This window comes from Pseudarthrobacter sp. KH_020_B, from assembly GCF_057840185.1.
The window spans coordinates 172,407-190,852 of record NZ_CM174506.1 but is presented as its reverse complement, the minus strand read 5'-3'; the positions used below and the strand labels follow the sequence as shown (position 1 = coordinate 190,852).

Genomic DNA, 18,446 nt, shown 5'->3' with positions numbered 1-18,446 from the left:
CCTGGGAATCCCAAGCCGGCGGGCCACTCAGCGCGGGACGCTGGGCCCCAACGATGCCCGGCAGGCCGGGCGTCAGCCGCGCAGGCGCTCCATGCCGGGATCGAACAGCGGCTCGGCCGTGACGGTGGCGGCAATGCGCTTCCCGAAGTACTCGACCTCCACCGCGTCACCCACGGACACCGACGCCGGCAGCCAGGCGTACGCGATCGGCTTGCGCACCGAGTAGCCGTAAGCGGCGCTCGTGACGTATCCAACTGCAGAACCGTTGACGTACACCGGTTCCTTGCCCAGCACCACGGACGTGCCGTCGTCGACCGTCAGGCACCGCAGCGCGCGCGTGGCAGGCTGCTCCTTGCGTGCCGCAAGAGCGTCAAAACCCACAAAGCCCTCCTTGTCCTTGGCGATCGAGAAGCCCAGGCCGGACTCGTAAGGGTGGTGCTGGGACGTCATGTCCGTGCCCCAGAGCCGGTAGCCCTTCTCGAGCCGCATGCTGTTGAACGCGCCGCGCCCGGCCGCGATGATGCCGTGCTCCTGCCCGGCCTCAAACAGCAGGTCCCAGAGCTTCAGACCGTACTCGGCAGTGGTGTACAGCTCCCAGCCGAGCTCGCCCACGTAGGACAGGCGCATGGCCGTGACCGGGATGCCGCCCACCGAGATTTCCTTGGTCCGGAAGTACTTCAGCCCATCATTGGTGAGGTCGTCCCCGCTGACCTTCCCGATCACCTTCCGGGCCAGCGGCCCCCACAGTCCGATGCAGCACGTGCTGCCGGTGATGTCGGCGACGTGCACCCACTGGGCGGGATCCGCCGTCGACTGCTTCCGGGCCTCGACCCGCAGGTAGTCGAAGTCCACATTGCTGTTCACGCCCAGCTGGAACTGTTCCTCCCCCAACCGCGCCACGGTCACGTCGCTGCGGATGCCGCCGTCGTCCTCCAGAAGCAGGCAGTACGTCACGGCACCGGGCTTCTTGGCGATGTTGCCGGTGCTGAGCCGCTGCAGCAGCGCCTGCGCACCGGGACCGGTGACGGACAGCCGTTTCAGCGGGGTCATGTCATAAAGCCCGACGGCGGTGCGCGTCTTCCACGCTTCGGCAGCCGAGATCGGGGAATGGAACATCGCTGCCCACTCGTCCCGCTCGGGCGCCTGCCATTCCGCCGGCAGTTCGTCGAGCAGGCCGCGGTTGGCCTCGAACCAGTGCGGACGCTCCCAGCCGGCGGACTCCAGGAAGAACGCCCCGAGTTCCTTCTGCCGGACGTTGAACGGGCTGACGCGCAGGTCCCGCGGGGATTCCTTGGGCTGCAGCGGGTGCAGGATGTCGTAAATCTCCACGAAGTTCTGCTGTGATGTTTCGCTGACGTACTGGTCGGACGTCTGCACCTTTTCGAAGCGGTTAAGCTCGCAGCCGTGCAGGTCGGTGCGGGACTGGCCCTCGATCAGCAGTTCGGCCATGGCCTTGGCGACTCCGGCCGAGTGCGTGACCCACACAGCCTCGGCCACGAAGAAGCCCTCGACGTCGGGCGCCTCCCCCATCAGCGGCCCACCGTCGGGAGTGAAGGAGAAGACGCCGTTGAAGCCGTCATTGATCTGGGTTGCATGCAGCGCCGGGAGCAGGTCCTGGCAGTCCTCCCAGACCGGTGCGAAATCTTCGAGCGTGAAGTCCAGGCGGGACGGCATGTGGTGGTCGGACATCTCCTCCGCGCCGACGCGGGGCAGCCGTTCCATGTCCACGGGCATCGGCTGGTGTGCGTAGCTGCCGATGCCGATCCGGTTACCGTGCTCGCGGAAGTACAGGTCGCGGTCCTGGTAGCGCAGGATGGGCTTGCTGGCCCCGCTTGGCAGCTCGTTGACGCCGCGCAGCTCGTTCAGCGGGGTGGTCTTGGCGTACTGGTGCGCGAGCGGCAGCAGCGGCACCTTCAGGCCCACCAGCTTGCCGAGTTCACGGCCCCAGAAGCCGGCGCAGGAGACCACGATGTCAGCCGGGATCACGCCGTCGGCCGTTTCGACGCCGGTGACCTTGCCGCCCGCCTGCTCAATGCCGGTCACAGTGGTGGAGCCACGGTACGTTACGCCGGCTGCCCGGGTCTTGCTGATCAGCAGCTGCACAGCGCGGGCTGCCGAGGCCAGGCCGTCGGTGGGGACATAGAGACCGCCCAGGATGCGGCGCCCGTCGGCAAGTACGCCCCTGTTCAGCAGCGGGTAGTGCTTCTCGCACTCGTCGGCGTCGATGACCCGGCCTTCGATCCCCCAGGACGCGGCGTAGCCGAGCTTGCGCTTGAGGTCCTGCAGCCGGGCCTCGGTGGTGGCCAGTTCCAGCCCGCCCACCTGGTTGAAGCAGGACACTCCGTCTGCGCTAAGGGAGAGCAGCTTGTCCACCGTGTAGCTGGCGAATTCCGTCATGGTCTTGGACGGGTTGGTCTGGAACACGAGGCCGGGGGCGTGCGAGGTGGAACCGCCGGCCAGTTCCAGCGGCCCCTGTTCCACCACCGTGATGTTGGTCCAGCCACGGGTGGCGAGTTCGTCCGCGAGGTTGGTGCCGACGATGCCGGCGCCGATGATGACAACGCGTGGTGAGGTGCTCATAAGTGGTTCTCCTGGTTTTGCTTGGCGGACGTTCGCGTTAGCGGAAGACGACGGTGCGGGTGTTGTTGAGCAGGACGCGGTGCTGGCAGTGCCACTTCACGGCGCGGGACAGGGCCTGCGTTTCGGCGTCCCGTCCCACGGTCACCAGGGCTTCTGCATCCAGGCTGTGGTCCACCCGGAAGACCTCCTGCTCGATGATCGGGCCTTCGTCGAGGTCCGGCGTCACGTAGTGCGCCGTGGCCCCGACCAGCTTCACGCCGCGGTCGTAGGCCTGGTGATACGGCTTGGCGCCCTTGAAGCCGGGCAGGAACGAATGGTGGATGTTGATGGCCCGGCCGCGCAGGCTGGTGCACAGGCCGTCGGACAGCACCTGCATGTAGCGGGCCAGGACCACCAGGTCCGCGTTGTACTCGGCCACGAGTTCCAGCAGCCGGGCCTCGGCCTCTGGCTTCGTGCCGGGCGTCACCGGCACATGGACAAAGGGCAAGCCGGCGGCTTCGGCCATGGCGCGCAGGTCCTCGTGGTTGGAAACGACGACGGCGATCTCCGCACCGAGGCTGCCCGCCTGCCAGCGGAAGATCAGGTCGTTGAGGCAGTGCCCGAACTTTGAGACCATCACCAGCAGCCGTTGCGGCCGGCCGTCGTGGATGCTGAAGTCCATGCCGAATTCGTTGGCCGTCGGCGCGAAGGCGGCGGTGAGGCTCTCCACCTCCCGGTGGTTGAGCCCGTCCTGGTGGTTGAGCCTGTCGAAACTGAAGGCCGTGCGCAGGTAGAGGTTCCCGCTGACGTGGTCGTCGAACTGCTGGTGCTCCACGATGTCGAAGCCGCGGTCGGCCAGAAAGGCGGTCACCGCCCGGACGATGCCGGGCTGCTCGGGGCAGGACAGGGTGAGGACAAATTCGGCTGCCCGGGTTTTGACGGCGGCCGTCGCGGCTACTGTTTCGGCGCGGGCGGGGCGGCTTTCAATGATGGCGGTCACGGTTTCTCCTATTTCCTGGCGGCTTCGGTGGCGTCGCCGGGACAGCGGGCGCCGACGGAACAGCGGTCATCGCATTCGTGCCTGGTGACGAGGTCGAACTGGACTCCGCCGTGCTGGTCCACGCCGTCGCGGATGGCGCGTTCGACGACGGAAGTTGCCAGCCGCCGTCGTAGTGACAGGGGGTCCCGGCGCAGGTCCTTGACCAGGGCAAAGCACAGCAGCAGCATGACCAGCACGAACGGCAGGGCCGCCACAATGGTGATTCTTTGCAGGCCGGACAGTGCTTCCGAGGGCTCATCGCCGCCGGCCAGCAGCATCACGGCCGCCACCGCACCGGTGAGGAGGCCCCAGAAGATGACCAGCCCGCGCTTCGGTTCAGCGGAACCGTTTGAACTCAGGGACGACATGATCAGGGAGGCAGAGTCTGCCCCCGTCACGAAGAAGATTGCCACCAGGACCATGGCGAGGACGACGACGGCTGCGGTCACCCAGGCGGGCATGGACAGGTTCCGCACCAGGTCGAAGAGGGCGCCGTCGAAGGATATGGACGGTGTTCCGTCGGTCATGGTGACCAGGCCGGGCTGGTTGGCCTTGTCTGCTTCCTGCTGGACGTGGAAGGCGGTTCCGCCAAAGATCCCGAACCAGATCACGCTGACGATGCTGGGGACCAGCAGGACGCCGGTGACGAACTGACGGATGGTGCGGCCACGGCTGATCCGGGCGATGAACATGCCCACGAAGGGTGTCCAGGAGACCCACCATGCCCAGTAGAAGATGGTCCAGCCGGACATCCAGGTGCGCAGGGCCTCGTCGCCAACGGCCTCGGTGCGGGATGCCATCTCGGCCAGGTCCCGGGCGTAGTCGCCCACGGCTGCAGGGATGAGGTTGAGGATGAACAGCGTGGGTCCGGCGATGAACACGATGAGCGCCAGGACCACGGCAAGGACCATGTTGATGTTGGATAGCCACTGGATGCCGCGGCTGATGCCGGACACTGCCGAGGCCACGAAACAGGCCGTCAGGATGGCCACAATAGCCACCAGCACGGGGGTGCCGATCTCGCCCACCCAGCCGTTCGATGTCAGTCCGCTGCCGATCTGCAGGGCGCCCAGGCCGAGGGAAGCCGCCGTGCCGAAGAGCGTGGCAAAGATGGCGAGGATGTTGATGAACTTCCCCACCGGCCCCTCCACGGTTCTGATGCCGAACAGGGACGTGAACGCCGCGGAGATGAGTTGCTTGCGGCCCAGGCGGTAGGTGCCGTAGGCCATGGCGATGCCTACGACTGCGTACATGGCCCAAGGGTGGAGGGTCCAGTGGAAGATGGAGGTGGCCATGGCGGTCTGGATGGCCGCGGGGGTCCGTCCGTCCACAGTTCCGGGCGGCGGGGAGATGTAGTGGTAGAGCGGCTCGGCAACGCCGTAGAACATCAGGCCGATGCCCATGCCCGCGGCAAACATCATGGAGACCCAGGAGACCGTCTTGAATTCGGGCTTCTCCCCGTCTTTGCCCAGCGGGATGTTGCCCCATTTTCCGAGCGCCAGCCAGAGCACGAAGACCACGAACAACGAGGCCAGGACCATAAAGAGCCAGCCGGTGTACTCCATGACCCAGTTGAGTGCCTGTGTTGAGGTGGCGGCCAGGCTGTCCCGGCCAAGGAATCCCCAGGCCACGAAGGCCAGGGCGAGGACACCGGTAATGCCGAAGGTGGCCTTGTCGAGAATGAGCTTGCGGTTCCGCCGTTCGGCCACGGCCTGCTCGGACCGGGTCTGGCGGAGTTCCTGCATGATTTGTTCGGTGTCTTCGGCTTCCGCGAGCTGATCTTGGCCGGCGAGGGGAAGGGGGGTGGTGTCGACGCGGATTTCGGTGACCGCGCGGGTGTCGCTGTTCAAAGCCATGAGCAAGTCCTTTTTGTTCGGATGCATGGGCTGGTGCTAGACGTGGCCGTCCACTGTCAGGCCGGGCGGAAGGTTGGGGACTTCCGTGGATTCGGTGATCATGATGTCGCCGTCGATCACTGTTACTTCGTGGGAGCGCACCGGGAGCTTGGCGGGCGGCGCGTCGACGCTCCCCGTGCGGAGGTTGAACCGGGAGGCGTGCAGCGGGCATTCCACCCAGCAGTCCTCCACCCAGCCGTCCGCCAGCGAGGCGTCCTGGTGGGTGCACGTGTCGTCGATGGCAAAGAGCTCGCCGTCCTCGGTGTGGAAGACGGCGATGGGCGGCGACGTATCCAGCCGCAGTGCTTCCCCGGGCGCCAGTTCACTGAGCGGGCATGCCTTGTGCATGTAGGGACCTCTTCCTCGTTCGGGGATCCTAGGGGTGCGATGCCTGCCGTTCCGTAGTGATCAACAGCAATCGCAATAAGCAACAGAGTGCGGTAGCTCACACCGCTTGTCAAGGTTTTCTCCTTCTATTGCGGGTCTTCGTCTTCCCATCGGCGGAACGCTTGACAGTCGTCGTGGCATAGATCACTCTGTTGCATATAGCGATTGTTGTTGCGTAAGAAGCAATTGAAAGAGGCCGTATTGATGCAGACGCTTGCAATTGTGGGAGCCTCCCTGGCCGGTCTGTCCGCCGCCCGGGCGGCCCGCGCCCAGGGCTTTACCGGCCGGTTGGTCATCATTGGCGATGAACCCCACCGGCCCTACGACCGTCCCCCGCTCTCAAAGGACTTCCTGCTCGGAGCGGTCAGTGCCGAGGACCTCTACCTGGAAACCGATGCCGACGAGCTGGAGGCGGAATGGGTTCTGGGTACCGGCGCGGCTTCCCTGGATGCGGCTTCCCGGACCATCCTCCTTAGGAACGGCCGCACCATAGCAGCGGACGGCATTGTCATTGCCACCGGTGCGAGGGCGCGCCAGCTGCCCACCCTGGCGGGGCTGAGCAATGTCTTTACGCTCCGCACCCTCGCGGACGCACAGAGCCTCGCCCCGGAACTGGTCCCCGGCAGCAGGATGGCCGTGATAGGCGCCGGCTTCATCGGCGCCGAGGTGGCCGCAGCAGCCGCGTCGCGGGGCATGGACGTGACCATGATCGACACCAAGCCAGTGCCGTTCGCCGCCCAGCTCGGCACCGAGATGGGCGGCGTGGTTGGCGGACTGCACGCAGCGAACGGAGTGGAGCTCATTTCCTCGGCCGTGATCGAGGACTTCTACAGCGGCGAGGGCAACGTGACCGGACTCCGGCTGGCCTGCGGGCGCTACGTGGCCGCCGACGTCGTGGTGGTTGGCATTGGAGCCGAGCCCAACACCGGGTGGCTGGAGGGCTCCGGCCTGGAGCTAAGCGGCGGCGTGGTGTGCGACGCGATGGGGCGAACCGGTGTACCGGGAATCGTGGCCGTCGGTGACTGCGCTGCGTGGTTCGACCAGGCAGCCGGCAAGCACCGCCGGATGGAACACTGGACCGGCGCCCTGGAGCGTGCCGCCGTCGCCGTTGAGGCACTGCTGGACGCTGATGCCGCGCCGAAGCCGGCCAAGCCGCACTACTTCTGGTCCGACCAGTACGGCGTCAAGCTGCAGTTCGCCGGCCACTCTGCCGGCTACGACCGGCTGGAGATCGAAGTGGGCGAAGTCCGCTCGCACAGCTGCCTTGCCGTGTACTACCGCGAGGATGTCCCGGTGGCCGTGCTCGGCATGAACCAGCCGCGGCTGTTCACCAAGTGGCGGCGGAGCCTCTCAGCGCCGGCCGGTGTTGCGACGGCGGCCGCCGCGCCTGCCGACGTCGTGCATTGAGAACTGTCCGCACCCTGATCCCGAATCCCCTTTCCCACCCAAGTTTTTTGTTTGTTGATCTTTTGTTCGTTAGGAGGACAAATTGTCTGTTGAGGTAAGTGCCCCGAGTCTGATCCCCACCCTGCCCGGCTACACCTATGTGGATGAGGCCGTGTTCCGAGCCGAGCAGGAGCGGATCTTCGAGCAGATGTGGTTCTGTGCCATCCGCTCAGCGGACCTGGACAAGCCCGGCGCGTGGAAGACCGTGCAGATCGGGCGGGAGAGCGTGCTGATCAGCCGCACCCGCAAGGGCGCTATCCGCGCCTTCTACAACGTCTGCCGGCACCGCGGCGTCAAGCTGTGCATGGAGGAGCAGGGTGAAGCCGCGCGCTCCTTCCAGTGCCCGTACCACGCCTGGACCTACGACTTCGAGGGCAAGCTCATCGCGGCACCCAACCTGACCAAGATGCCGGACATCGACCGGGACGAGTACGGCCTGGTGAAGGTCCACATCCGCGAATACCTGGGCTACGTGTGGGTGTGCCTGGCCGACGAGCCGCCGTCGTTCGAAGAGGACGTGATGGGCGCCATCGAGGAGCGGCTCGGCGATTTGAAGGCGATCGAAGGCTACGACGTGGCCAACCTCAGCCTCGGCCGCCGCATCCGCTACGACGTGAAGGCCAACTGGAAGCTCATCATCGAGAACTTCATGGAGTGCTACCACTGCGCCACCATCCACCCGGAACTGACCGAGGTCCTGCCGGAGTTCGCGGACGGCCTGGCCGCGCAGTACTTCGTGGGACACGGCGCGGAGTTCGGCGAGGACATCAAGGGCTTCACCGTGGACGGCTCCGAGGGCCTGGACCTGATTCCGGGCATCGGGGATGACCAGGACCGCCGCTATTACGCCATCACCATCAAGCCCACCGTGTTTGTGAACCTGGTTCCGGACCACGTGATCATCCACCGCATGTTCCCCATGTCCGCGGACCACACCATTGTTGAATGCGACTGGCTGTACCTGCCGTCGGTGGTCGAGAGCGGAAAGGATGTCACCGCCTCGGTGGAGCTGTTCCACCGGGTGAACATGCAGGACTTCGACGCCTGCGAGCGCTGCCAGCCCGGCATGGCTTCGAAGACCTACGCCAAGGGCGGTGTGCTGGTCCCCAGCGAGCACCACATCGGCGCCTTCCATGACTGGGTGCAGGAAAAGGTGGGCGACATCGCCCAGTCAGGAGAGGTGCGGCTGGGCCTCACCGCCGATACCCCGCCGCTGGAGGAGCGCGCTGAAACCCTCGAACGGAACGAGTCCCCAGCCAGCATCGTCTCCTGAGTTGTCGCAACGGCCGCAGGACGAACGAACACCCCGGACTTTTATCCGGGGTGTTCGTTTGTGTTCTTGCGCGGCGTCCAGCTAGCGCCGGGTGTAACCCATCTTCGCGCTGATCTGGAGCCCGGCCTCTTTGATTCCTTCGACGAGTCCGGGCTCCTTTTCGGGGTCGAAGCGGAAGGCGGGGCCGGAGATGCTGACGGCGCCAATGACCGTTCCCAGGTGGTTGTACACAGGAACGGACATGGAATTGATGCCGATCTCGAATTCCTCCAGGGTGACGCCGTAGCCGTCGCGGGCGACGTCGATCAGCTGGGTTTCGAGTTTGTTCCGGTTGGTGATGGTCCGGGGTGTCCGGGCCGGCAGCCCGGTCTCCTTCAGGATCCGGTCACGCTCATCTGCGGACAATGCGGCCAGCAGGACCTTTCCGCTGGAGGTCGCGTGCAGCGGCGTCAGGCTGCCCACCCAGTCATAGGTGGCCAGCGTCGACGGGCCCATGGCCTGGTCCACATTGACGGCGTAGTTGGAGCGCAGGACGGCGAGGTTGACTGTCTCCTTGAATTCCTCCGCCAGGCTTTCTAGGACGGGGCGGGCCTCGCGGACCAGGCTGAGCCGCCCGGGGATGGAGCTCGCCAGCCGCAGGATGCCGAAGCCCAGCTGGTACTTCCCGCGCTCACTGTTCTGGTGGACCATTTCCCGGCTCACCAGCGAACCCAGCAGCCTGGACACGGTGGACTTGTGGATGCCCATCTCCTCGGCGATGTCGCTCACGCCGGCATGGCCGTCCCGCGCCAGGATCTCGAGGACCGCCATGGCCCGGTCCACTGACTGGACGCCGCCGTGCTGGCCGGCCTCCGCGTCGACGTCGGGGTCTCGGTCATTGTTCGAAGCCATGTTCCATACTCTCAAGTAGTGTGCGGCTTGCTTACCCACCGCGAAGGCGCCTATGGCGACCTCCCGGTTAGTTCAAACGCTTTCGATCCTATGCCGCCAGACGCGAGGAAACCGGCATTCCGTTACGCAAGTGGGAATAGTGCAAGTCGTTGCTGTGGGCCTCCGGATCACCGGGCATTTCGGTGGTTGGAACGCTCTCTCACATCCTGCGCCCTTTTACGGAACGCTCTCTCACGCATGAGAGAGCGTTTTCGTTGCGGAAGGTGAGAGCGTTCCGGTTTGTGGCGGGGCTTACAGCACCTTCCGAATGGTTTCCTCAAAGCTGGTGACATGGTGCAGGGCCAGCTCGGCGGCCTTGTCGGCGTCACCCTCCGCGACGGCCTTGAGAAGGTCCACATGTTCTGTAATGTGGCCGCTGACCGCCGGGACTTTGTCCAGGACCAGGCACCAGATGCGCGTGGCGAGGTTGTCGTAGCGGATCAGGGTGTCTTCCAGATGGGGATTGGCGGCGGCTCTGTAAATCAGCCGGTGCACTGTCAGGTCGTAGCGCATGAGGTCGCGGGATTCGGCGAGGCTGGGGTCCAGGGCGGCAATGGCTTCGGCAACTTCCAGTAGCTCCTGCCGCATCGCGCTGCTGGCCCTTTTGGCAGCGCGGCGCGCTGCGAGCGGCTCCAGGAGCTCCCTGATTTCGGAGACATCCGCGAGTTCCGTGAAGTCCACAGTGGTGGCAAAGGTCCCCCGGCGCGGATAGGACACCACCAGATGGTCCACCTCAAGCCGCTTAATGGCCTCGCGCACGGGAGTGCGGCCGAAACCGAGCTCTGCCGCCAGCTGCCCGTCGTTGATGGGCTCACCGGGGCGGATCTCAAGCATGATCAGCTTGTCGCGCAGCTGCCGGTAGGCCGCCTCCGCCTGGGACGGCGCTTCAGCCTCGGCGGGAGGCATTACAGGAAGTGCATTCAAGGCGCCGCTCCGTTCTTCGCTACCGAGTCTCCGACTTCAACCGGGAAGCTTTGTGCCACTTTGCTTCCAGCTATTGACTCTTGTGTGACCTCAATCATAACATTGACCTCACGCTGATATATCAGTCATCACAACAGTGGTATTTCAAAGGAGCATCCGTGGTTGAGCAGTTGAACGAGCGACTTTCCGCAGTCGATCCCGAGGTCCAGCAGGCCATCAATAATGAACTGGTCCGCCAGCAGTCGACGCTGGAAATGATCGCCTCGGAGAATTTCGCCCCGTCCGCCGTCATGGAGGCGCAGGGCTCCGTGCTGACGAACAAGTACGCGGAGGGCTACCCGGGCAAGCGTTACTACGGTGGCTGCGAGCACGTTGACGTCATCGAGCAGCTGGCCATTGACCGGGTCAAGGCCCTGTTCGGCGCCGAGTTCGCCAACGTGCAGCCGCACTCCGGCGCGCAGGCCAACGCCGCCGCAATGTTCGCCCTCCTGAGCCCGGGCGATACCATCATGGGCCTGAGCCTGGCCCACGGCGGCCACCTCACCCACGGCATGAAGATCAACTTCTCCGGCAAGCTCTACAACGTGGTTCCGTACCACGTGCGTGAGGACGACCTCCGGATCGATATGGCAGAGGTCGAGGCGCTGGCGCTGGAACACCGCCCGAAGCTGATCGTCGCCGGCTGGTCCGCCTACTCCCGCCAGCTCGACTTCGCAGAATTCCGCCGGATCGCGGACCTCGTGGGCGCCTACCTCATGGTGGACATGGCCCACTTCGCCGGCCTCGTCGCCGCGGGGCTGCACCCGAACCCGGTGCCGTACGCCGACGTCGTTACCACCACCACCCACAAGACACTCGGCGGTCCGCGCGGCGGCGTCATCCTGGCCAAGGAGCAGTACGCCCGCAAGATCAACAGCGCCGTGTTCCCTGGCCAGCAGGGCGGCCCGCTGGAGCACGTCATCGCCGCCAAGGCCGTGGCCTTCAAGCTCGCCGGCTCGCCTGAATTCAAGGAACGCCAGGAACGCGTCCTGGCGGGATCCAGGCTGCTGGCCGAACGGCTCCTCCAGGAGGACGTTGCCACGGCCGGAATCTCCGTGGTCAACGGCGGCACCGACGTCCACCTGGTCCTGGTGGACCTGCGCCACTCGGAACTGGACGGCCAGCAGGCAGAAGACGTCCTGCACCGGATCGGCATCACGGTCAACCGCAACGCTGTTCCGTTCGACCCCCGCCCGCCGATGGTGTCCTCCGGCCTCCGGATCGGCACGCCAGCCCTCGCTACCCGCGGCTTCGGCGCGGTGGAATTCGCAGAGGTTGCCGACATCATCGCGACGGCGCTGATCGCCGCCGCCGGTAACGGCACCATCGGCGACCAGACTGTCGTCGAACTCCGTGCCCGCGTGACCGCCCTGGCAGAGCAGTTCCCCCTTTACTCGCACCTCAATGGCGGCACCGACATCGCCGCTTTCGAATCTGACCTGATTGGAGCAGCCCAGTGAGCACCCACCAGCTCCCCGAGCACCCGGATTTCCTCTGGCGGAACCCGGACCCGAAGAAGTCCTACGACGCCGTGATCGTGGGCGGCGGCGGGCACGGCCTGGCCACGGCCTACTTCCTGGCCAAGAACCACGGCATGACCAACATCGCCGTCCTGGAAAAGGGCTGGCTGGCCGGCGGCAACATGGCCCGGAACACCACCATCATCCGTTCCAACTACCTCTGGGACGAGAGCGCGGCCATCTATGAGCACGCCCTCAAGCTCTGGGAAATCCTGCCGGAGGAACTCGAATACGACTTCCTGTTCAGCCAGCGCGGCGTGATGAACCTCGCCCACACCCTGGGCGATGTCCGCGAAAGCATCCGGCGCGTGGGTGCCAACCAGCTCAACGGCGTGGACGCTGAATGGCTGGACCCGAAACAGGTCAAGGAGCTCTGCCCCATCCTGAACATCAGCGACAACATCCGCTACCCGGTCATGGGCGCCACGTACCAGCCGCGCGCAGGCATCGCCAAGCACGACCACGTGGCCTGGGCCTTCGCCCGCAAGTGCGACGAACTTGGCGTGGACATCATCCAGAACTGCGAAGTCACGGGCTTCGTCAAGGACGGCAACCGGGTCACCGGTGTCAAGACCAACCGCGGCACCATCAACACCGAAAAGGTGGGCCTCGCGGCCGCAGGGCACAGCTCGGTCCTGGCCGAAATGGCCGGCTTCCGGCTCCCCATCCAGTCCCACCCGCTCCAGGCGCTGGTCTCCGAACTGCACGAACCGGTCCACCCCACCGTGGTCATGTCCAACCACGTACACGTCTACGTCTCCCAGGCCCACAAGGGAGAACTGGTGATGGGCGCCGGCGTGGACTCCTACAACGGCTACGGCCAGCGCGGCTCCTTCCACGTGATCGAGCACCAGATGGCGGCCGCCGTCGAACTCTTCCCCATCTTCGCCCGGGCCCACGTGCTCCGGACCTGGGGCGGCATCGTGGACACGACACTGGACGCCTCCCCCATCGTGGGCAACACCCCGGTGGAGAACATGTTCGTGAACTGCGGCTGGGGCACCGGCGGCTTCAAGGCCACCCCTGCCGCCGGACTGACGTTCGCCCATAACATCGCCACGGGCACCCCGCACAAGCTGAACAAGCCCTTTGCGCTGGAACGCTTCGAAACCGGCGAACTGATCGACGAACACGGCGCAGCCGCCGTGGCCCACTAAGAGAGGCCGGACATGCTCCTCATTTCATGCCCCAACTGCGGCTCGCGCGACGAGACCGAATTCCACTACGGCGGCCAGGCCCACGTGGCCTACCCGGAGAACCCGAACGACCTGAACGACCGCGAATGGGCCGAGTACCTGTTCTACCGCGACAACACCAAAGGCATTTTCGCCGAACGCTGGCTGCACAGCACCGGCTGCCGCCAGTGGTTCAACATGCTGCGCGACACCGTCACCTACGACATCCAGGCCGTCTACCCGATGGGCACGCCGCGCCCAGCCGCTATCAGCATCACCGCCAGCACCACCGCCCCGGAAGGAGCAACCAAGTGACTTCCCAGAACGCCCGCCTCGCCGCCGGCGGACGCATCGACCGCACCATCTCCTGGCGTTTCACCGTGGACGGCGAGGAATTCACGGGCCACCCTGGCGACACCCTCGCCTCGGCCCTGCTCGCCAACGGCCGCATCGCCGCCGGCAACTCGCTCTACGAGGACCGCCCCCGCGGCATCATGTCCGCCGGCGTGGAGGAATCCAACGCGCTGGTCCGTGTTGAACCACGGTTCCCGGGCCACGTGGCCGAGTCCATGCTCCCCGCCACCACCGTCACCCTGGTGGACGGCCTCGCCGCAGGCATGCTGAACGGCCTGGGCCGCCTGGACCCGGAAGATGACCGTGCTGAGTACGACAAGAAGTACGTCCACACCGACGTCCTGGTGATCGGCGGCGGCCCCGCCGGCCTGGCCGCTGCCCGCGAAGCGGTCCGCACCGGCGCCCGTGTGATCCTGATGGACGACCAGCCCGAACTCGGCGGCTCGCTCCTCTCCGGCGCCACCGCGTCCGGCCTGGCCGAGACCATCGAAGGCAAGCCGGCCCTGGAATGGGTGGCGGACGTGGAAGCCGAACTGGTTTCCGGCGCCGAATCCACCGTCCTGAACCGCACCACCGCGTTCGGCGCCTACGACGCCAACTACGTGATCGCGGTCCAGAACCGCACCGACCACCTGTCCAGCCCGGCCGCCCCCGGCGTCTCCCGGCAGCGGATCTGGCACGTGCGTGCCAACCAGGTGGTGCTGGCTCCCGGCGCCCACGAACGCCCGCTGGTGTTCGAGAACAACGACCGCCCCGGCATCCTGCTGGCCTCCGCCGTCCGCACGTACCTGAACCGCTACGCCGTCGCCGCCGGGCAGCGCGTGGTCATCAGCACCACCAACGACAGCGCCTACGCCCTCGCCGCGGACCTGCGCGCCGCCGGTGTCAAGGTCGCGGCCGTCGTTGACGCCCGTCCGGCCCTCACGCCGGTGGCGGCCGCCGCCGTCGAAGCCGGCACCCGCGTGCTGATCGGCAGCGCGGTGGCGAACACCGCCTCCAACAGCGCAGACGGCCGGGTTGGGAGCGTCACCGTCCGGAGCATTAACGACGACGGCGAACTCACCTCCGGCGTCGAAGAAATCGCCTGCGACCTGCTGGCAGTCTCCGGCGGCTGGAGCCCGCTGGTCCACCTCCACTCCCAGCGCCAGGGCAAACTGCGCTGGGACGATGAGCTGGCGGCGTTTGTGCCGAGCACCGTGGTTCCGAACCAGCAGACCATCGGCTCGGGCCGCGGCAGCTTCGAACTCGGGGACTGCCTTGCCGAGGGCATCTCCGCGGGTGCCGCCGCGGCCATCGCGGCGGGGTTCAGCTCCGCCGTCGCGCCTTCCGTGATCGAAGAGCCGAAGGCGTCCGCCCCGACCCGCCAGCTGTGGCTGGTCCCCGGCCAGGCGGGCACCCCGGATGACTGGCACCACCACTTTGTGGACTTCCAGCGCGACCAGTCCGTGGCCGACGTCCTGCGCTCCACCGGTGCCGGTATGCGGTCCGTGGAGCACATCAAGCGCTACACCTCCATCAGCACCGCCAACGACCAGGGCAAGACCTCCGGCGTCAACGCGATCGGCGTCATCGCCGCCGCGCTCCGGACCGCCGGCGAAGCGTCCCGCGGCATCGGCGACATCGGCACCACCACCTACCGGGCACCCTTCACGCCGGTAGCCTTCGCGGCCCTGGCCGGACGCCAGCGCGGCGAACTGTTCGACCCCGCCCGCGTCACCTCCATCAACCCGTGGCACGAGGCCAAGGGCGCCTTGTTCGAGGACGTGGGGCAGTGGAAGCGGCCCTGGTACTACCCGCAGGCCGGGGAGGACATGGACGCAGCCGTGCTCCGCGAGTGCGCCGCCGTCCGCGACTCCGTCGGGTTCATGGACGCCACCACCCTCGGCAAGATCGAAATCCGCGGCAAGGACGCCGGTGAGTTCCTCAACCGGATCTACACCAACGCGTTCAAGAAACTCGCCCCGGGTTCCGCCCGCTACGGCGTGATGTGCATGGCGGACGGCATGATCTTCGACGACGGCGTGACCCTGCGCCTGGACGAGGACCGCTACTTCATGACCACCACCACCGGCGGCGCCGCCAAGGTGCTCGACTGGCTGGAGGAATGGCTGCAGACCGAATGGCCGGAACTCGACGTGCACTGCACCTCGGTGACCGAACAGTGGTCCACGATTGCCGTCGTCGGGCCTAACTCCCGGGCGGTGCTCGCCAAACTGGCACCGGAACTGGCAGCGGACGGCGGGCTCGAAGCCGAAGCCTTCCCGTTCATGACCTTCCGGGAAACCACGCTCGCCTCCGGCGTGCAGGCCCGGATCTGCCGGATCTCGTTCTCCGGTGAGCTGGCCTACGAAATCAACGTGCCGTCCTGGTACGGGCTGAACACCTGGGAAGCCGTGGCCGCCGCCGGGGCCAAATTCAACATCACCCCCTACGGCACCGAAACCATGCACGTGCTCCGCGCCGAAAAGGGTTACCCGATCGTCGGCCAGGACACGGACGGCACGGTCACCCCGCAGGACGCGGGGATGGAATGGGTGGTTTCCAAGGCCAAGGACTTCATCGGCAAGCGCTCCTACGCCCGCGCCGACGCCCAGCGCGAGGACCGCAAGCACCTGGTCAGCGTCCTGCCCGTGGACGGCTCCATCCGGCTGCCGGAAGGGACCCAGCTCGTGGAAAAGGGCATCAGCACCAGCCCCGCCTACGGCCCCGTCCCCATGCAGGGCTTCGTGACCTCGAGCTACCACAGCGCCGCCCTGGGCCGCTCGTTCGGGCTGGCACTGATCAAGAATGGCCGCAACCGCATCGGCGAGACCCTGGTGGCCGCAGCCGGCGACCAGCTGGTTGATGTTGTTGTGGCAGAAACCGTACTATTTGACCCCGAAGGGACCCGCAAAGATGGCTAATTCAGCAGCACTCGAAGGCATCAATGGACTCCGGGACATCCGCCGCAGCCCCGCCTCCCACCTGACCGCAGCGCTGGAAGCCGGCTCCATCCAGGGGACAGTGGTCCTGAACGAGGGCCCGTTCCAGACCATGGCCGGGGTCCGCGTAGACCCGCGCTCTGCGGAAGGTGCACGGCTTGCCGCCGCCACCGGCGGCCTGCCGGCGCACTGCGGCGAAGTGGGCGGCGCCGACGGCGTCAGCGTCCTCTGGCTGGGACCGTCGGAGTTCCTCGTGGTGGCACCGGAACAGGCCCACGACTCCCTGGGCGGCCATCTCATCGGTTCCCTCACGGAAGCGCTGGGTGACGCCCCGGGCCAGGTGGTGGACCTGTCCGCCAACCGCACCACGTTCGAACTGTCCGGCCCCCGCGCCCGGGCCGTCCTGGAAAAGGGCTGCGCCCTGGACCTGCACCCCCGCAGCTTCACCCCGGGAACCGCGCTGAACACCGAGGTGGGCAACATCCCGGTGGTCCTGCAGAAAACCGGGGAGGAAAGCTTCCGGCTCTTCCCCCGCGCCTCGTTCGCGGACTTCCTGGGCCGCTGGCTCCTCGATGCAATGCGCGAGTACGCCTCGCCAGAGGTCCCCTAAATGGCCCTCAGCGTCCTGGACCTGTTCTCCGTTGGCATCGGGCCCTCGTCCTCACACACGGTCGGCCCGATGCGGGCGGCGAAGCTGTTCGCCGACGGGCTCAAGGGCGACGGCCACCTGAGCTCCACCCGACGCGTCCAGGCCGAGTTGTTCGGTTCGCTCGGTGCCACCGGGCGGGGCCACGGCTCGGACAAGGCCGTGGTCCTGGGCTTCAAAGGGCTGGACCCGGAAACCGTGGACACCACCACGGCGGATGACCAGGTGGCCGCCGCAGCCCTCGACGCCGAACTCATGATCGGCGGGACCCACCGGGTGGACTTCAACTGGGACGAGGACGTGGTGCTGCACCGGCGCAAGTCCCTGCCGGCCCACCCCAACGGCATGACCTTCCGCGCCCTGGACCACGCCGGGGCCGTCCTGAGCGAACGGAGCTTCTACTCCATCGGCGGCGGCTTTGTGGTGGACGGCGACGCCGACGCCGGCGACCGTGTGGTGGCCGACGCCACCGTGCTCCCCTACCCGTTCACCACCGCCGACGAACTGCTGGAGATCTGCAGCCGCGAAGGCATGTCCATCTCCGACGTCATGCTCGCCAACGAACTGGTGTGGCGCAGCGAAGCCGAACTCCGCGAAAAGCTGCTGGCACTCTGGGCCGTGATGCGCGAATGCGTGGACAACGGCTGCGCCGCGGAAGGGATCCTTCCCGGCGGGCTAAACGTCAGGCGCCGCGCGCCGTCGTTATTCCAGACCCTCACCGCGGACACGGGCGTCACCGACCCCCTGCGTGCGATGGAATGGGTGAACCTCTTCGCCCTGGCGGTCAACGAGGAAAACGCCGCCGGCGGGCGCATCGTCACCGCCCCCACCAACGGCGCGGCGGGCATCGTCCCCGCCGTCCTGCACTACTACATCAAGTTTGTTCCGGGCGCGAACGACGACGGAGTGGTCCGCTTCCTCCTGGCCGCGGCCGCCGTCGGAATCCTCTTCAAGATCAACGCCTCCATCTCAGGCGCCGAAGTGGGCTGCCAGGGCGAGGTGGGCTCGGCCTGCTCCATGGCGGCCGCCGGCCTCTGCGAGGTCCTCGGCGGGACACCCGAACACGTGGAAAACGCCGCCGAAGTGGGCATCGAACACAACCTTGGCCTGACCTGCGATCCCGTGGGCGGCCTGGTGCAGATCCCCTGCATCGAACGGAACGCCATCGCCAGCGTGAAGGCCATCAACGCCGCACGGCTGTCCCTGCACGGGGACGGCAGCCACAAAGTATCCCTCGACAAAGCCATCAAAACCATGCGCGAGACAGGAGCGGACATGAAAACCAAATACAAGGAAACCTCCCGCGGAGGTCTCGCCGTCAACGTGATCGAGTGCTGA

General features: G+C 66.4%; 14 protein-coding genes. 8 read left to right on the top strand and 6 right to left on the bottom strand.

The genetic code is table 11. From position 1 onward, the window contains the following. Nucleotides 1–72: 72 nt before the first annotated feature. From AC3IT0_RS00865 to AC3IT0_RS00850, 4 genes are read right to left on the bottom strand one after another with little or no spacing between them, the layout of a single operon-like run. Nucleotides 73–2,580 carry a GcvT family protein gene (locus AC3IT0_RS00865; RefSeq protein WP_489321960.1) on the bottom strand — a complete coding sequence of 836 codons (2,508 nt, stop codon included), beginning with the start codon at nt 2,578–2,580 and terminating at the stop codon, nt 73–75. Nucleotides 2,581–2,617: 37 nt separating this feature from the next. Continuing rightward, entirely contained in the window at nt 2,618–3,550 is a 933-nt protein-coding gene (purU, locus tag AC3IT0_RS00860) for a formyltetrahydrofolate deformylase (protein ID WP_489323875.1), read from the bottom strand. 17 nt (nt 3,551–3,567) lie between these two features. After that, entirely contained in the window at nt 3,568–5,454 is a 1,887-nt protein-coding gene (locus tag AC3IT0_RS00855) for a BCCT family transporter (RefSeq protein ID WP_489321959.1), read from the bottom strand. Between the two features lie 36 nt (nt 5,455–5,490). Beyond that, nucleotides 5,491–5,841, bottom strand: coding sequence for a bifunctional 3-phenylpropionate/cinnamic acid dioxygenase ferredoxin subunit (locus tag AC3IT0_RS00850; RefSeq protein WP_489321958.1), 351 nt, complete (start codon nt 5,839–5,841; stop codon nt 5,491–5,493). Nucleotides 5,842–6,084: 243 nt separating this feature from the next. Here AC3IT0_RS00850 and AC3IT0_RS00845 point away from each other — a divergent pair, with 243 nt between their 5' ends. Both AC3IT0_RS00845 and AC3IT0_RS00840 read left to right on the top strand, forming a co-directional pair. Beyond that, nucleotides 6,085–7,287 carry an NAD(P)/FAD-dependent oxidoreductase gene (locus tag AC3IT0_RS00845; RefSeq protein ID WP_489321957.1) on the top strand — a complete coding sequence of 401 codons (1,203 nt, stop codon included), beginning with the start codon at nt 6,085–6,087 and terminating at the stop codon, nt 7,285–7,287. Between the two features lie 82 nt (nt 7,288–7,369). Next, nucleotides 7,370–8,599: an aromatic ring-hydroxylating oxygenase subunit alpha gene (locus AC3IT0_RS00840; protein WP_489321956.1), complete on the top strand. Its 1,230-nt coding sequence runs from the start codon at nt 7,370–7,372 to the stop codon at nt 8,597–8,599. Nucleotides 8,600–8,680: 81 nt separating this feature from the next. On the opposite strand, the gene AC3IT0_RS00835 is transcribed toward AC3IT0_RS00840, so the two are convergent. After that, nucleotides 8,681–9,490: an IclR family transcriptional regulator gene (locus AC3IT0_RS00835; RefSeq protein WP_489321955.1), complete on the bottom strand. Its 810-nt coding sequence runs from the start codon at nt 9,488–9,490 to the stop codon at nt 8,681–8,683. Between the two features lie 291 nt (nt 9,491–9,781). Further along, nucleotides 9,782–10,435 carry a GntR family transcriptional regulator gene (locus AC3IT0_RS00830; protein ID WP_489321954.1) on the bottom strand — a complete coding sequence of 218 codons (654 nt, stop codon included), beginning with the start codon at nt 10,433–10,435 and terminating at the stop codon, nt 9,782–9,784. Nucleotides 10,436–10,611: 176 nt separating this feature from the next. On the opposite strand from AC3IT0_RS00830, the gene glyA reads away from it, so the two are divergent. The 6 genes from glyA to AC3IT0_RS00800 are packed head-to-tail and all read left to right on the top strand — an operon-like array spanning nt 10,612 to nt 18,446. Then, nucleotides 10,612–11,952 (top strand): serine hydroxymethyltransferase, encoded by a 1,341-nt coding sequence (gene glyA, locus AC3IT0_RS00825; RefSeq protein ID WP_489321953.1) that lies wholly within the window; start codon nt 10,612–10,614, stop codon nt 11,950–11,952. Continuing rightward, entirely contained in the window at nt 11,949–13,169 is a 1,221-nt protein-coding gene (locus AC3IT0_RS00820; RefSeq protein ID WP_489321952.1) for a sarcosine oxidase subunit beta family protein, read from the top strand. The genes glyA and AC3IT0_RS00820 overlap by 4 nt, the downstream gene beginning before the upstream one ends. A gap of 12 nt (nt 13,170–13,181) precedes the next feature. After that, nucleotides 13,182–13,502: a sarcosine oxidase subunit delta gene (locus AC3IT0_RS00815; protein WP_489321951.1), complete on the top strand. Its 321-nt coding sequence runs from the start codon at nt 13,182–13,184 to the stop codon at nt 13,500–13,502. Next, the gene (locus AC3IT0_RS00810) at nt 13,499–16,444 is read left to right on the top strand and encodes a sarcosine oxidase subunit alpha family protein (protein ID WP_489321950.1); all 2,946 of its coding nucleotides are present in this window, start codon (nt 13,499–13,501) and stop codon (nt 16,442–16,444) included. Before AC3IT0_RS00815 ends, AC3IT0_RS00810 begins: the two co-directional genes overlap by 4 nt. Then, entirely contained in the window at nt 16,437–17,072 is a 636-nt protein-coding gene (locus AC3IT0_RS00805; protein WP_489321949.1) for a sarcosine oxidase subunit gamma, read from the top strand. The genes AC3IT0_RS00810 and AC3IT0_RS00805 overlap by 8 nt, the downstream gene beginning before the upstream one ends. Further along, nucleotides 17,073–18,446 carry an L-serine ammonia-lyase gene (locus AC3IT0_RS00800; protein ID WP_489321948.1) on the top strand — a complete coding sequence of 458 codons (1,374 nt, stop codon included), beginning with the start codon at nt 17,073–17,075 and terminating at the stop codon, nt 18,444–18,446. It begins immediately after the preceding gene.

What these genes read in the sequence shown, in the direction of transcription:
- AC3IT0_RS00865 (WP_489321960.1), bottom strand. Translation starts at nt 2,580, where the DNA reads ATGAGCACCTCACCACGCGTTGTCATCATCGGCGCCGGCATCGTCGGC.
- AC3IT0_RS00855 (WP_489321959.1), bottom strand. Translation starts at nt 5,454, where the DNA reads ATGGCTTTGAACAGCGACACCCGCGCGGTCACCGAAATCCGCGTCGAC.
- AC3IT0_RS00850 (WP_489321958.1), bottom strand. Translation starts at nt 5,841, where the DNA reads ATGCACAAGGCATGCCCGCTCAGTGAACTGGCGCCCGGGGAAGCACTG.
- AC3IT0_RS00845 (WP_489321957.1), top strand. Translation starts at nt 6,085, where the DNA reads ATGCAGACGCTTGCAATTGTGGGAGCCTCCCTGGCCGGTCTGTCCGCC.
- AC3IT0_RS00835 (WP_489321955.1), bottom strand. Translation starts at nt 9,490, where the DNA reads ATGGCTTCGAACAATGACCGAGACCCCGACGTCGACGCGGAGGCCGGC.
- AC3IT0_RS00830 (WP_489321954.1), bottom strand. Translation starts at nt 10,435, where the DNA reads ATGCCTCCCGCCGAGGCTGAAGCGCCGTCCCAGGCGGAGGCGGCCTAC.
- AC3IT0_RS00815 (WP_489321951.1), top strand. Translation starts at nt 13,182, where the DNA reads ATGCTCCTCATTTCATGCCCCAACTGCGGCTCGCGCGACGAGACCGAA.
- AC3IT0_RS00805 (WP_489321949.1), top strand. Translation starts at nt 16,437, where the DNA reads ATGGCTAATTCAGCAGCACTCGAAGGCATCAATGGACTCCGGGACATC.
- AC3IT0_RS00800 (WP_489321948.1), top strand. Translation starts at nt 17,073, where the DNA reads ATGGCCCTCAGCGTCCTGGACCTGTTCTCCGTTGGCATCGGGCCCTCG.